The organism is Micromonospora sp. WMMC273, assembly GCF_027460285.1.
In the GTDB taxonomy this organism is placed as follows: domain Bacteria; phylum Actinomycetota; class Actinomycetes; order Mycobacteriales; family Micromonosporaceae; genus Micromonospora; species Micromonospora aurantiaca.
The window spans coordinates 582,675-596,505 of the sequence record NZ_JAPZBE010000001.1; the positions used below are offsets into that span (position 1 = coordinate 582,675).

The 13,831-nt window shown below is 73.9% G+C and carries 12 protein-coding genes; 8 read left to right on the plus strand and 4 right to left on the minus strand.

Annotation, left to right across the window (positions count from 1 at the left end):
• Positions 1–81: 81 nt before the first annotated feature.
• A complete protein-coding gene (locus tag O7611_RS02910) occupies positions 82–771 on the minus strand; it encodes a TIGR03089 family protein (RefSeq protein WP_194798513.1) in 690 nt (229 codons plus the stop codon).
• A 150-nt stretch (positions 772–921) separates the two neighbouring features.
• Here O7611_RS02910 and O7611_RS02915 point away from each other — a divergent pair, with 150 nt between their 5' ends.
• Positions 922–2,067 carry a glycosyltransferase family 4 protein gene (locus tag O7611_RS02915; protein ID WP_194798512.1) on the plus strand — a complete coding sequence of 382 codons (1,146 nt, stop codon included), beginning with the start codon at positions 922–924 and terminating at the stop codon, positions 2,065–2,067.
• 64 nt (positions 2,068–2,131) lie between these two features.
• Entirely contained in the window at positions 2,132–3,223 is a 1,092-nt protein-coding gene (locus O7611_RS02920; RefSeq protein ID WP_194798511.1) for a mannose-1-phosphate guanylyltransferase, read from the plus strand.
• A 55-nt stretch (positions 3,224–3,278) separates the two neighbouring features.
• Here the strand turns inward: O7611_RS02920 and O7611_RS02925 are convergent, their stop codons facing one another.
• Positions 3,279–3,848, minus strand: coding sequence for an NUDIX hydrolase (locus O7611_RS02925; protein WP_194798510.1), 570 nt, complete (start codon positions 3,846–3,848; stop codon positions 3,279–3,281).
• A gap of 39 nt (positions 3,849–3,887) precedes the next feature.
• Here O7611_RS02925 and O7611_RS02930 point away from each other — a divergent pair, with 39 nt between their 5' ends.
• Entirely contained in the window at positions 3,888–4,931 is a 1,044-nt protein-coding gene (locus tag O7611_RS02930) for a hypothetical protein (RefSeq protein WP_269696156.1), read from the plus strand.
• Between the two features lie 242 nt (positions 4,932–5,173).
• A complete protein-coding gene (locus O7611_RS02935) occupies positions 5,174–6,163 on the plus strand; it encodes an ArsR/SmtB family transcription factor (protein ID WP_194798508.1) in 990 nt (329 codons plus the stop codon).
• A 15-nt stretch (positions 6,164–6,178) separates the two neighbouring features.
• On the opposite strand, the gene O7611_RS02940 is transcribed toward O7611_RS02935, so the two are convergent.
• Both O7611_RS02940 and cofD read right to left on the minus strand, forming a co-directional pair.
• Positions 6,179–7,264, minus strand: a complete 1,086-nt coding sequence (locus O7611_RS02940; RefSeq protein ID WP_194798507.1) for a coenzyme F420-0:L-glutamate ligase — start codon at positions 7,262–7,264, stop codon at positions 6,179–6,181.
• Complete coding sequence (cofD, locus tag O7611_RS02945) at positions 7,261–8,208, minus strand: 2-phospho-L-lactate transferase (RefSeq protein ID WP_194798506.1); 948 nt, start codon at positions 8,206–8,208, stop codon at positions 7,261–7,263. Before cofD ends, O7611_RS02940 begins: the two co-directional genes overlap by 4 nt.
• 99 nt (positions 8,209–8,307) lie before the next feature.
• On the opposite strand from cofD, the gene O7611_RS02950 reads away from it, so the two are divergent.
• From O7611_RS02950 to O7611_RS02965, 4 genes are all read left to right on the plus strand, one after another.
• Positions 8,308–9,243, plus strand: a complete 936-nt coding sequence (locus O7611_RS02950; protein WP_194798505.1) for a hypothetical protein — start codon at positions 8,308–8,310, stop codon at positions 9,241–9,243.
• 143 nt (positions 9,244–9,386) lie between these two features.
• Positions 9,387–11,912: a bifunctional FO biosynthesis protein CofGH gene (locus tag O7611_RS02955; RefSeq protein ID WP_194798504.1), complete on the plus strand. Its 2,526-nt coding sequence runs from the start codon at positions 9,387–9,389 to the stop codon at positions 11,910–11,912.
• 149 nt (positions 11,913–12,061) lie between these two features.
• Entirely contained in the window at positions 12,062–12,355 is a 294-nt protein-coding gene (locus O7611_RS02960; protein ID WP_091418605.1) for a hypothetical protein, read from the plus strand.
• 73 nt (positions 12,356–12,428) lie between these two features.
• Positions 12,429–13,826: a DUF4331 domain-containing protein gene (locus O7611_RS02965; protein WP_194798503.1), complete on the plus strand. Its 1,398-nt coding sequence runs from the start codon at positions 12,429–12,431 to the stop codon at positions 13,824–13,826.
• The last annotated feature ends 5 nt before the right edge of the window (positions 13,827–13,831 follow it).

The following is a 13,831-nucleotide window of genomic DNA, read 5'->3' on the forward strand; positions in this document are numbered from 1 at the left end:
TTCCGCCCCGGCGAAAGGGGTGAATGCCCCGCGCCGAGGGCCGAAACCGCAAGATCAACGGGGAAGGGGAGGGCGCCGGGCTCAGGGCAGGGTGTGGGTGGTCTTCTCGGTTTCGGCACGGGAAGGCAGGCGGGTCGGGTCGGGGTGGGCGCATGCGACCACGCTCGCGCCCGCGATCAGCGGGGTGAGCAGCCACTCGACCGGGTCGGGGTGGGTGCTCACGTCGACCAGGAGGCGGTCGCCCTGGGCCAGGCCCAGCTCGGTGGCGCGGGCCGTCGCGCGGGCCAGCAGTGCCGCGTCCCCGTCACCGGCGGCCGGGTGCGGCGTGAAGTGGTCGCCGTGTCCGCGTACGGCGGAGACGAAGTCGGTGCAGCCCGCCGGCACCTGCCGCATTGGCAGCGCGAACGGGTCGAGCGCCAGCGCGTACCGCTCGCCGGCCGGCCACCCGGCCGCCTCGTCGACCCGGTCGACTGCGACGAACAGCGCCTCCACCGGAACCGGCGTGCCCGCCACCGTCAGCTTCGCCGACCAGCAGCCGAGCAGCACTGCGGCGGTCTGCCAGTGCGGCGGCAGCAGCACCCCGGCCGTGTCGCCGGGCGCGGCGCCCACCTCGTCGGTGAGCAGGTTCGCTGTCTTCGCCACCCAGTTCGCGAGCGTCGCCCCGGAGAGTTCGGTGCGCTCGCCGGTGGCGTCGTCGTACCAGGTCAGCAGCGGTCGGGTGGGGTCGGTCGCGATCGCGTCGGCGAACACCCGGGCAATGTTGTCGGCCATCGGCGCGAACGATACGCGCCCCGCGTGCGTACTCGATGACAACGACAAGTCGGCGTACCGTCGGGTCGCGGTCAGCGCCTTCCGCCGGGCCCGGCGTAGGCTTGCCGAGAGTGTTCTTCCCCACAACTGCGCCACCTGAGGAGTCGCCCCGTGACCGCCGGTCGCCCGCCCCGCGTTCTCATCGACGCCACGAGTGTCCCCGCCGACCGTGGCGGCGTCGGTAGATACGTCGACGGACTGCTCGGCGCGCTGGGCCGGGTCTGCGGCACCAGCGTCGACCTGGCCGTGGTCAGCCTCCGCACCGACCTGGAGCGCTACACCCGGATGCTGCCCGGCGCGGAGGTGATCCCCGCCCCGGCGGCGGTCGCGCACCGGCCGGCGCGGCTGGCCTGGGAGCAGACCGGCCTGCCGCTGCTGGCCCAGCAGGTCGGCGCCGAGGTGCTGCACTCGCCGTTCTACACCTGCCCGCTGCGCGCCGGCTGCCCGGTGACTGTCACCGTGCACGACGCGACCTTCTTCACCGAGCCGGAGCACTACGACAAGTCGCGCCGGACGTTCTTCCGCAGCGCGATCAAGACGTCGCTGCGCCGGGCCGGCCGGGTGATCGTGCCGAGCAAGGCGACCCGCGACGAGCTGATCCGGCTGTTGGACGCCGACCCGACCCGGATCGACGTCGCCTACCACGGCGTCGACCAGGACGCGTTCCACGCGCCCGGTGACGAGGAGAAGGCACGTGTCCGGGCCCGCCTGGGCCTCGGCGACAGCAGCTACATCGCGTTCCTCGGGGCCAAGGAGCCGCGCAAGAACGTACCCAACCTGATCCGCGGCTGGGCCCGGGCGGTGGCCGACCGGCCGAACCCGCCCGCGCTGGTGGTGGCCGGTGGCCAGGGCCACGACGACGACATCGACCGCGCGGTGGCCGAGGTCCCGTCGCATCTGCGGCTGCTGCGCCCGGGTTACCTGCGCTACGCCGACCTGCCCGGCTTCCTCGGCGGCGCGCTGGTGGCGGCCTACCCCTCGTACGGCGAGGGTTTCGGCCTGCCGATCCTGGAGGCGATGGCGTGCGCCGCCCCGGTGCTCACCACGCCGCGCCTGTCCCTGCCCGAGGTGGGCGGCGACGCGGTGGCCTACACCAGCGAGGACCCGGACCAGATCGCCACCGACCTGGCCGCCCTGCTGGACGACGAGCAGCGGCGGCTGTCCCTGGCCAAGGCCGGTTTCGACAGGGCCAAGGAGTTCACCTGGGAGTCCAGCGCCGAGGTCCACATCGCGGCGTGGCGACGGGCCCGGTCCTGAGCGCCGGCTGCCGGTCCCGGGCGACCGACCGTGACGGCTCGCCCGCTTCGGGCATGATGTGCTGATGTTCTACGCCGTCATCCCGGCGGGTGGCAGCGGCACGAGGTTGTGGCCGTTGTCCCGTGCCGGCCATCCCAAATTCCTCCACCCGCTGACCGGCACCGCCGCCTCGCTGTTGCAGGCCACTGTCGACCGGTTGTCGCCGCTGACCACTCCGGAGCGCACGCTCGTGGTCACCGGTGCCGCGCACGCCGCGGCGGTGGCTCGGCAACTGGCTGGCCTGCCGGAAGAGAACATCCTGGTCGAGCCGTCGCCGCGCGACTCCTGCGCCGCGATCGCGCTCGCCGCGGCGGTGATCGCCACCCGGACCCCGGACGCGGTGATGGGCTCGTTCGCCGCCGACCACCTGATCGGCGACCCGGCCCGGCTGGCCGAGGTGGTACGGCAGGCCATCCGGGGCGCGGAGCAGGGGCTGCTGATGACTGTGGGCATCACCCCGACGCGTCCGGAGACCGGCTACGGCTACCTGGAGACCGGTGAGCCGGTGGGTGACGGCACGCTGCGCCCGGTACGCGAGTTCAAGGAGAAGCCGGCCGCCGAGGTGGCCGAGGTGTACGTCCGTTCCGGGCGGCACCTCTGGAACGCCAGCATGTTCGTCTGGCGGGTGGACGTCTTCCTGTCCGAGCTGGCCCGCCAGCAGCCGGAGCTGCACGCCGGGATCACCGCCATCGCGGCGGCCTGGGGCACCCCGGAGCAGGACGACGTGCTCGGCCGGATCTGGCCGACGCTGCCGAAGATCTCGGTCGACTACGCGGTGATGGAGGGCGCGGCGACTGCGGGCCGGGTGGGTACGGTGCCCGGCGACTTCGGCTGGAACGACGTGGGCGACTTCCACACGCTCGGCGAGGTGCTGCCCGCCGACGGCGCCGGCAACGTGGTGCTGGGCGGGGACGCCAAGCCGGGCGTGCTGCTGCACGACACCACGGGCACCGTGGTGGTGCCGCACTCGGGCCGGCTGGTGGCGACCGTCGGGGTGCACGACCTGATCGTCGTGGACACCCCGGACGCGCTGCTGGTGTGCCCGCGCGACCGTGCGCAGGACGTGAAGAAGATCGTGGACGAGCTGAAGGAACGCGGCGAGGAGGGCCTGGTCTGATCCGCCGGGCCGCCGGAGGGGGCACGCGTCCGGCGGCGCGGCGCGGTACCGCCGCTCAGCCGCCGGCGTGGCGGGCCAGCACCGCGAGCGCCGGCGGCACGAGCTGGGCGGTGGCGTGGGCGAGCGGCTCGGGCAGCCGGTCCGGCGAGAACCAGCCGAGAGCCTCGGACTCCGCGCTGACCCGCTCGACCGCGCCCGCGGGGGCCAGGGCGACGTACCGGACGTCGTAGTGGAACGACCCGCCCTGGCAGGTGACCTCGTGGATGTCCACGTCGATCGGCTCCGGCTCGACGGTCAGGCCGGTGATGCCGGACTCCTCGGTGGCCTCGCGCAGCGCTGCGGCCACGAGCGTCCGGTCGCCGGGCTCGCAGTGCCCGCCGAGCTGCATCCACCTGCGGATCTTGCCGTGCAGGCAGAGCAGCACCCGGCCGTCCGGGTCGAGCACCAGCGCGCTCGCCGTGACGTGCCCGGCGCGGTGCGTCCGGCTCATCGCGACCGGCCCGTCGGCCAGCAGCGCCAGCGTCCGGTCCCGGGCGGCGCCGGCGGCGTGGCTGGTCGCCGTCCAGTGGCTCAGCGTCGCGACGGCGTCGGCGTGCAGTTCGGTGTACGAGGTGAGGTCGGGCATCCGGACACTCTACGAGCGCCGCCTCCGTACCCTGGCGCGGTGACCCTGCGACTCGTCGAGTTCCTGGTGGCCGGCAACGAGGCCAGCGACCTCCTGCCGGTGCGGTCGGCCGCGCTGCTGCGGGCGCACGGCGCGCGCCGCGGCTTCTGGACCGTGCTGGACGAGGGGCCGGTCGAGCAGTGCCTGGCGCTGCTGCTGGAACGCGACGACGGCCACTGGGAGGCGCACCACGTGGCCGCCGACGCGGGCCCGGAGAACAGCCGCACCGAGGACGGCGAGGCGCTGGCCCATCACGACGGCTGGGCGTACGTCTTCGGCTCGCACTTCGGGTCCAAGCGCGGCCCGCTGCGGCCCCGGCGCGCGTTCGTGGCCCGGTTCCGGGAGGACGACGCGGTCGCCGGGTCGCTGCCGGTGCACGTGGTGCGCAACCGCTTCCGGCTGCACCGGGCGGTGAACGACGCGCTCGCCGCCGCCCCGCTGACGCTGCTGCCGGCAGGTGACCGGGTCCGGGAGCGGTTCATCGTGGAGACGCTGGCCCGGGGCACCGCCCGCGCCAAGAGCTGGGTGACCCGGCTCGCCGCCGACGACCTGCCGATCAACGTGGAGGCGGCGGCGTTCACCCCGGACGGTACGGCGCTGCTCGGGCTGCGTTTCCCGGTGACCGCCGAGGGGGAGCCGGTCTACGTCGAGCTGGCCGGCGTACCGGAGATGTTCGACGACCCGGAGCGGCCGGGTGACCTGCGTGCGCTCGGGGCGTACGCGCTGACCGGGGTGACGCCGCCCGGTGCGCTCACCGGTTTCCGCGCGATCACCCCGACCGGCGACGGCGGCTACGCGGCGGTGACCGGGTCGATCGACGCGCTGGGCAAGGGTTCGGTGCTGCTGGACGACCACCCGCACGGCGGCGAGGTGACCTCCCGGCACGTGCGGTTCCGGCACGACGCGGGCGGGGACGCCCTGGTGACCGGGGAGGTGGTCGCGGAGCTGGCGCCGTTCCACCACGTGGAGGGGCTGGCCGAGCTGGCGGGACGCTGCTATTACGTCACCGACGAGGACCATCGGGTGGCGCTCTGGATCGGATGAGCGAGGGCCGGGCGGCACCCCTGCGACTGATGTCGCAGACCCTCGTGGTGCCACCCGGCCACGCCCGTCAGCCGGCGTCCGGGTCATCGTTGCGCCCCGGCGTCGGCAGGCAACAGAGAGTTTGCCGAACCCGCCCGCCCACCGTCGAGGTTTTTCACCTGACGCTTAAAGATGGAGATTAGTACCGGCGGGTACAGTGCGAAGTGTGGCGGGCACCCCCGCCGTCCGCACGGGAGCAATCCATGTTGAAGATCATTTTCTCGGGCGAGGACGTCCTGCGGACCCGGGTCGCACCGGCCGCGGACCCGCTCTGGGAGCTGGTCCTCAGCCTGCACCTGCTCCAGGGGCGCAGCCGGGACCCGATGATGACCACGTGGCGGCGCACCGTGGCGCACGGACTGCGGACCGATACCGACGCCGAGCAGTACCGTCTCCTGCTCGCGCTCAACCCGCCGCGCGGCTACTTCCCCGACTTCCTCACCCCGTCCGCCAGCCGGGAGGGCATCGAGGCCGGACTGGACGCGGTCCGGGGCACCCCTGTGGACATGCTGCGCCGCGACCTGACGCGGCTGGCCGGGGAGACAGCGCTCCCGTCGTCGGCCAGCGCGCTCGCCCGCGGCGAACCGGAGACGCTGCACCACCTCACCGACGCCATGGCCCGCTACCAGTCGCTGGCGGTCACGCCCTACTGGGCCCGGGTGCAGGCGGCGGTCGAGGCGGACCGGGCCCGGCGTGCGCGCGCCATGCTCGACGGCGGCGCCGAAGGGCTGCTGGCCAGCCTGCGGCCGAACATGCGCTGGGTCTCGGGCGTGCTGGAGGTCCTCGACTATCCGGACACCCGGGAACTGCACCTGGACGGCCGGGGGCTGCTGCTCGTGCCGTCGTTCTTCTGCTCGCGTACGCCGGTGGCGCTGGTCGACCCGACGCTGCCGCCGGTGCTGGTCTACCCGGTGGACCGGCTCGCCGGCCTGACGCCCGCGTCCGGCGCCGCCGCGTCACCGCAGGGCGAGGCGCTCGCCGCCCTGCTCGGCCGTACCCGATCCCGGGTGCTCCAGGCCGCCGACGAGGGCTGCACCACCGGCGAGATGGCCCGCCGGCTGCGCATCTCCGCCGCCGCGGCCAGCCAGCACACCACAGTGCTGCGCAACGCGGGCCTGCTGGTCAGCCAGCGTGACCGCAACACCGTCCTGCACACGCTCACCCCGCTGGGCCGGGCCGTCCTCGACGCCTGAGCGCGCCCGCCGGAGTCAGAGCGCCAGCGTGGCGCTCGCGGCGCTGCCGGACGGGGGCGGGAGCAACGTCGAGTCGATCCCCTCCGCGGCCAGCGCGGCGCGCAGGCGTTGCAGGTCCGCGCCGAACCGGACCAGGTCCGCCCGGTCCACCGGGGTGGGCGCCGCGCCGAGCAGCAGGCCGGTGGCCGAGGCGGGCCAGCCGGGCACTGTCGCGGCCAGTCCGTCGCGTACCTCGTCGTCGGTGACGTGGGTGAAGACGGTGCCCGGGGCGACCACGCCGGCCATCGCCTCGATCGCCCGCCGCACCGCGTCCGCGTCGGCGGGCTCGGGGCCGACCCGGTCCGCGAGCGTCGCCGCCGCCCGCAGACCGGCGGCGCGCGCCTCGGCCGTGCCGAGCGAGAACAGGTCCATCGAGGCGTCGCGCACCAGCGTGCGGGCGCCCTCGTCGTCGTCCCGGGTCGCGGCGAGGTAACCCCGCACCACGGCGACCGGCACCTGGTCGCACTTGCCCTTGATCAGCTCACCGGCCGCTGCCAGCTCGTCGACCACCGCCATCTGGGTGACGAACAGCTCGTTGCCGTACGGGTCGACCTCGCCCCGGTGGTCGCGGATCGCCGGCATGCCGGCCACCCCGAGCGCCACGTCGGTGAGCCCGTTGCGCCACGGCCGGCCCATCGTGTCGCTGACGATGACCGCCACGTCGAGGCCGTACCTGTCCCGTAGCGCGTCGCGCAGCGCCCGGGCGGACGCGTCCGGGTCGACGGGCAGCAGCACCAGCCGGGTCTTGTCCACGTTCGAGGCGTCGATGCCGGCGGAGGCCATCACGAACCCGTGGTGGGTCTGCACGATCCGGGTCGCGCCGCGCGTCGCCACCACCCGGGCGGTCTCCCCGGCCAGGATGCGGTCCCGCTCGGCGAGCCGTTCCGGGCCGTCGGCCGGCACGTCGACCAGCCGCCCCTCCGCCTTCGACACGATCTTGCTGGTGACCACGAGCACGTCGTGGTCGCGCAGCCAGGGCGCCGCACCGGTGATCAGCGCCGCCAAGTCGTCGCCCTCGGTCACGTCGCCGATGCCCTGCACCGGCAGGATCTCCAGCCTCACATCAACTCCAGCGCGGCGCGCACCATCGCGGCGGTCGCCGCCTCGTCGGTCATCCGCAGCGGCGCCGCGCGGACGGTCACGTCCGGCACCACGGTGCCCTCGTCCTCCGGCGCGACCAGCCAGCCGTCGAGCAGGCCGCCCGCCGATCGGGCGCCGTAGAGGCCGCCCACGCCGGCCGCGCTGCATTCCACGCCGAGCACCTCGAGACAGCGGTCGGCCATCCCGCGTACCGGCGCGCCGCCGATGATCGGCGACACCCCGATCACCGGCGCCGGTCCGCCGGTCACCGCGTCGCGCAGACCGGGCACCGCCAGCACCGGGGCGATGCTCACCACCGGGTTGCTCGGCGCGATCAGCACCACGTCCGCGGCGGCGATCGCCTCGACCACGCCCGGCGCGGGCTTCGCCGCGTCGGCGCCGACGAAGACGAACCGGTCGGTGGGTACGGCGGCGCGATGACGAACCCACCACTCCTGGAAGTGGATCGCCCGCCGGCCCTGCTCGTCGGTGACGACGGCGTGGGTCTCCAGGCGGTCGTCGGTGGCGGGCAGCAGCCGTACGCCCGGTTGCCAGCGGGCCGCCAGCGCCTCGGTCACCTGGGACAGCGGGTAGCCGGCGTTGATCATCTGGGTGCGCACCAGGTGGGTGGCGACGTCCTTGTCGCCGAGGCCGAACCAGCTCGGCTCCGCGCCGTACGCGGCCAGCTCGTTCTTCACCGTCCAGGTCTCGCCCGACCGCCCCCAGCCGCGCTCCGGGTCGGCGCCGCCGCCGAGCGTGTAGAGCACGCTGTCCAGGTCGGGGCAGACCTTCAGCCCGTGCAGCAGCAGATCGTCGCCGACGTTCACCACGGCGGTCACCTCGGCGCCCACCTCGCGGGCGTACGCCCGCGCGCCGAGCAGGAAACGGGCGCCCCCGATGCCGCCGGTCAGTACCACGATGCGCATGGCGTCCATCCTTCCGCACGCGCCGCCATCGATCGTCCGGTGGCCGGAGAGACTACGCTCACTTCGGCAACTGTCCGCTTTCGTCCCCTGGGGGAGTCCGTGACCAGCCCCGCCGAGCCCGCGTCCGGCGACGCCGCGCAGGCCAGCCAGTTGATCAAGCCGTTGCGCGAGCTCGCAGCGCTCGTCCTTCTCGGCGCCAACGCCGTGCTTCTCTTCGTCGGCCTGGTGCGCCTGCTGCCGATCGACGACTACAGCACGGCCAGTGGCCGGGCCGGGAGCACGTATTTCACCTTCGTCGGCCTGGAGTCGACGGTCCTGCCGCTGCTCGCCGTCCTGATCGCCACCGCGATCCTCCCGGTCGTACCGAAGGCCAAGCTGATCACGCAGGTGGCGCTCGTCGAGTACGCCGTGTCCGTGGTGTTCGGCGCGCTGACGTTCCTGATCTGGCTGGTCGGCCGGCTCGCCGACGGTGAGGTGCTGGACGCCTTCCTCGGTCTGCTCACCCGCGTGGCGTGGCTGGCGATCTTCGGGGTCGCCGCGTTCGTGGTGTTCAAGATCTGGCGCACGCTCTACTACGTGCCGAAGCCCAAGCCGCAGCCGGGCGTGTACGGCCAGGCCCAGCCCGGCTGGCCGCAGCAGCCGGGTCAGCCCGGCGGCTACCCCGGTCCGGGCGGCTACCCGCAGCAGCCCGGCCCGGGCTTCCCGCAGGCCGGCTCGCCGCCGCCCGGCTGGCCGCAGCAGCCCGGTCCGTACGGCCAGCCGCAGTCGGCGCCGCCGTTCAACACCGCCCCGCCGCACGCGCCGCAGTCCGGCCCGCCGTCCGCCGACCCGCAGGCCGGCGTCCCGTACGCCGGTCCGCAGCAGGCGCCGCAGTACGGCTCGCCGCAGTCCGCGCCGCCGTTCGGCCAGCCGCCGTCGGCCGACCCGACGCAGGCGATCCCGCGCCAGTCCGCCGAGCCGGGCGCGCCGTCGGCCGCCGCCGACGACGAGCGCACCCAGCGGTTCGACCGCGAGGACCCGAACCAGCCCCGCTGAGGTCCGGGCGGCGGGCGACGGAGCATCGTCGCCCGCCGCCACCGGAGCCCGTCGCTGTGCGGGGGACCACCCGGTTCGTCCCGCTGCCCGGATCGCGACCGGGGGCGGGCATCCGGCCGTCCGGCAGCGCCTAGGCTGGGCGGATGGTTGATCGCAGCGACCCCCAACCGACCGAGGCGAGCATCCGGCGGGCACTGGGGCGGGCCGCCACCGGCCGGGCGCTCGACGCCGGCGAGGCGAGCGCCTTGCTCGCCGCTCGCGGGCCGATGCTCGACGACCTGCTCCGGACCGCCGGCGACATCCGCGACGCCGGGCTGCGCGACGCCGGGCGGCCGGGCGTTGTCACGTACTCGAAGAAGGTCTTCATCCCGCTGACCCGGCTCTGCCGGGACCGCTGCCACTACTGCACGTTCGCCACCGTGCCGCACCGGCTGCCCGCCGCCTACCTGGAACGCGACGAGGTGCTGGCGATCGCCCGTGAGGGCGCCGCGCAGGGCTGCAAGGAGGCGCTGTTCACGCTCGGCGACCGGCCGGAGGAGCGGTGGCCGGCGGCCCGCCGGTGGCTGGACGAGCGGGGGTACGACTCGACGCTCGACTACCTGCGCGCCTGCGCGGTGGCGGTGCTGGAGGAGACCGGCCTGCTGCCGCACCTGAATCCGGGCGTGCTCACCTGGTCGGAGTTGCAGCGGCTCAAGCCGGTGGCGCCGAGCATGGGCATGATGCTGGAGACCACAGCCACCCGGCTCTGGTCGGAGCCGGGCGGCCCGCACTACGGCTCGCCGGACAAGGAACCCGCGGTACGCCTGCGGGTGCTCGACGACGCCGGCCGGGTCGGGGTGCCTTTCACCACCGGCATCCTGATCGGCATCGGCGAGGACCGGGCCGAGCGGGTCGACGCGATCTTCGCGATCCGCCGGGCGATGCGGGAGTACGGCCACCTCCAGGAGGTGATCGTGCAGAACTTCCGCGCCAAGCCGGACACCGCGATGCGCGGCATGCCGGACGCGGAGCTGCACGACCTGGCCGCCACAGTGGCGGTGGCCCGGGTGCTGCTCGGCCCGAAGGCCCGCATCCAGGCCCCGCCGAACCTCATCGCGGGCGAGTACGACCTGCTGCTGCGCGCCGGCATCGACGACTGGGGCGGCGTCTCCCCGGTCACGCCCGACCACGTCAACCCGGAGCGGCCCTGGCCGCACCTGGACGAGCTGGCGGCGCGTACCGCGAGTGCCGGGTTCACGCTGCGCGAGCGGCTGACCGTCTACCCGGAGTACGTCCGGGCGGGCGAGCCGTGGCTGGACCCGCGCCTGCTGCCGCACGTGAGCGCGCTCGCCGACCCGGCCACCGGGCTCGCGGTCGAGGCGGCCCGCCCGGAGGGACGGCCCTGGCAGGAGCCGGAGGAGGTGTACGGCGGCCGCACCGACCTGCACGTCACGATCGACGTCACCGGCCGTACCGACGACCGGCGGGGCGACTTCGACAGCGTGTACGGCGACTGGGCCGAGGTGGCCGGCAAGGTGGCGCCGGAGGCGCGCGCCGGCGTACCCCTGGGTGCCGGCGCGGACGCCGACCTGCGCGCGGGCCTGCGGCTGGCGGCCGACGACCCGGCGGCGCTGCTGACGCCGGCGCACGAGGCGAAGGCGCTGGCGCTGTTCGGCGCGGACGGCCCGGCGCTGGACGAGCTGTGCCGGCTGGCCGACGACGCGCGCCGGGACGCGGTCGGCGACGACGTGACCTACGTGGTCAACCGCAACATCAATTTCACGAACGTCTGCTACGTGGGCTGCCGGTTCTGTGCGTTCGCCCAGCGGGAGAGCGACGCCGACGCGTTCCGGCTCTCGCTGGAGCAGGTCGCCGACCGGGCCGAGGAGGCGTGGACCGCGGGCGCGACCGAGGTGTGCCTCCAGGGCGGCATCGACCCGAAGATGCCGGTGACCGGGTACGCCGACATCGTCCGCGCGATCAAGGCGCGGGTGCCGGACATGCACGTGCACGCGTTCTCCCCGATGGAGATCGTCACCGCCGCCGCGAAGGCCGGCGTGCCGGTGCGGGAGTGGTTGCTCCAGCTCCGCGAGGCCGGGCTGGACACCATCCCGGGCACCGCCGCCGAGATCCTCGACGACGACGTGCGCTGGGTGCTCACCAAGGGCAAGCTGCCGGCCGCCGCCTGGGTCGAGGTGGTGAGCACGGCCCACGAGCTGGGCATCCGGTCCAGCTCCACGATGATGTACGGCCACGTGGACCACCCGGGCCAGTGGCTGGCCCACTTCCGGGTGCTGGCCGGTGTGCAGGACCGGACCGGCGGGTTCACCGAGTTCGTGGCGCTGCCGTTCGTGCACACGAACGCGCCGATCTACCTGGCCGGCATCGCCCGCCCGGGCCCGACCTGGCGGGAGAACCGGGCGGTGCACGCGATGGCCCGGCTGCTGCTGCACGGCCGGATCGACAACATCCAGTGCTCGTGGGTGAAGCTCGGCGACGAAGGCACCGTGGAGATGCTGCGCGGCGGCTGCAACGACCTGGGCGGCACGCTGATGGAGGAGACGATCTCCCGGATGGCCGGCTCGGGCAACGGGTCGGCCCGTACCGAGGAGCAGTTGCGCGCCATCGCGACCGCCGCGGGGCGGCCGTTCCGCAAGCGGACGACCGCGTACGGTCACGCCCGCGCCTGAGGTCGAACCTTTGCCCGCCGCGGCCCGTACCTGTGGATGCCGGCGGCGGTTTCGGCGAGGACCGCCGCCGGTGACCCCGAACCGGGGCCCGGCGGTGTCCGGGCGCCCGGCCGCTGCGGCGCTGCGGCGCCGGTCCGGAAAGGTTGCCGATGAGCACTGACGAGACCACCGAGGCGCCGAAACGGCGGACCTGGCCGCGGTTGACCCGCAGGCAGACGCTCACCGCCGCGGCGAGCGCGACACTGGGCGCCGCCGCCCTCACCGTGCCGGGCCTGTCCGCCGCGCAGAACGCTCCCACGGCGAGCCGGCGCGACGAGCCGATCGTGGTCCACCTCCGCGACGCCGCGGCCGGCGTCATGGACGTCTTCGTCGGCACCAACCGGGTCGAGGTGCGCGACCGCGGCCTGGCCGACCGCCTGGTGCGCGCCGCCGGCCGGCGCTGATCCCACTCTTCACCGGCGCGGGCTCCCGGCGCCGGTTCCGACTTCCGTTCCCCCCGACGAAGGTGCGTCCGCCATGTCCTCTCACCGCGAGGCCCCGGAGATCGCCAAGGATCCGGTCGCCGACAGTTCCGACCTGTACGCGTTCGTCACGCCGAGCCAGCCGGACACGGTCACGTTGATCGCCAACTACGTGCCGGTGCAGCTTCCGTCCGGCGGCCCGAACTTCTTCGAGTTCGGTGACGACGTCCGGTACGAGATTCACATCGACAACGACGGGGACGGTTATCCGGACGTCACCTATCGTTTCGAATTCACTACCGAGATCACGAACCAGAACAGTTTTCTCTACAACACCGGGCCGATCGAGTCGCTGGAGAGCAAGAACTGGAACCGGCGCCAGTTCTACCGGCTGACCCGGATCGCTGACGGTCGCGCCCGTGTGCTGGCGCACAAACTGCCCTGCCCGCCGTGCAACGTCGGGCCGCTGTCCACGCCGAACTACCAGAACCTGGTCCGGCAGGCGACGTTCAAGCTGTCCACCGGCGAGAAGGTGTTCGCCGGGCAACGCGCCGACGGGTTCTTCGTCGACCTGGGCGCGGTGTTCGACCTGGGCACGCTGCGGCCGTTCCAGCAGTTGCACGTGGCCGGCAAGAAGCTGTTCCGGACCGAGGGCGAGCCGGTGAACGCGCTGGACCGGCTCAACGTGCACAGCCTCGCCGTGCAGGTGCCGCTGCGCCAGGTACGCCGCAAGGCGTCCCGCTACGGCTACGCCGACCGTGCCTCGACGATCGGGGTCTGGACCAGCGCGTCCCGCCAACAGGTGCGGGTGCTGGGGGACCGGGTCGCCGCCGACACCGCCGCCGGACCCTTCACGCAGGTGTCGCGACTCGGTAACCCGTTGTTCAACGAGGTCATCGTGCCGATGTCCAGGAAGGACGTCTGGAACACGCTGCCGCCGTCGGAGGACAAGCGGTTCGCCGGGTTCGTGGAGCGGCCCGAGCTGGCCGGGCTGCTGCCGGCGCTCTACCCGGGGGTTTTCCCCAATCTGGACGCGCTCAACAAGTCCAAGAAGCCGCGCGCCGACCTGGTGGCGATCCTGCTCACCGGCGTACCGGCCGGACTGATCGACGGCTTCGCCAACACCACCGGTGACGTGCAGGCGGACGTGCTGCGGCTGAACACGGCGATCCGGCCCAGCCGTACCCCGGACCGGTTCGGCGTGCTCGGCGGCGACCTGGCCGGCTTCCCCAACGGCCGCCGTCCCGCCGACGACGTGGTGACGATCGCGCTGCGCGCCATCGCCGGGCTGACCGTGCCGCTGGTCGACAAGACGTTCCGGCCGGACGCCGCCGCGGCGGCGGTGACACCGGGCCTGAGCGCGGCCGACGTGACAGCGCCGTTCCTGGCCGACTTCCCGTTCCTCGGCACGCCGTACGACGGGTTCGGCAACCCGCAGGCGAAGAAGTCCTGACGGGA

Excerpts from the sequence above, each read along its gene's own strand:
- O7611_RS02910 (WP_194798513.1), bottom strand. The coding sequence starts at position 771 with ATGGCCGACAACATTGCCCGGGTGTTCGCCGACGCGATCGCGACCGAC.
- O7611_RS02920 (WP_194798511.1), top strand. The coding sequence starts at position 2,132 with ATGTTCTACGCCGTCATCCCGGCGGGTGGCAGCGGCACGAGGTTGTGG.
- O7611_RS02925 (WP_194798510.1), bottom strand. The coding sequence starts at position 3,848 with ATGCCCGACCTCACCTCGTACACCGAACTGCACGCCGACGCCGTCGCG.
- O7611_RS02935 (WP_194798508.1), top strand. The coding sequence starts at position 5,174 with ATGTTGAAGATCATTTTCTCGGGCGAGGACGTCCTGCGGACCCGGGTC.
- cofD (WP_194798506.1), bottom strand. The coding sequence starts at position 8,208 with ATGCGCATCGTGGTACTGACCGGCGGCATCGGGGGCGCCCGTTTCCTG.
- O7611_RS02955 (WP_194798504.1), top strand. The coding sequence starts at position 9,387 with ATGGTTGATCGCAGCGACCCCCAACCGACCGAGGCGAGCATCCGGCGG.
- O7611_RS02960 (WP_091418605.1), top strand. The coding sequence starts at position 12,062 with ATGAGCACTGACGAGACCACCGAGGCGCCGAAACGGCGGACCTGGCCG.
- O7611_RS02965 (WP_194798503.1), top strand. The coding sequence starts at position 12,429 with ATGTCCTCTCACCGCGAGGCCCCGGAGATCGCCAAGGATCCGGTCGCC.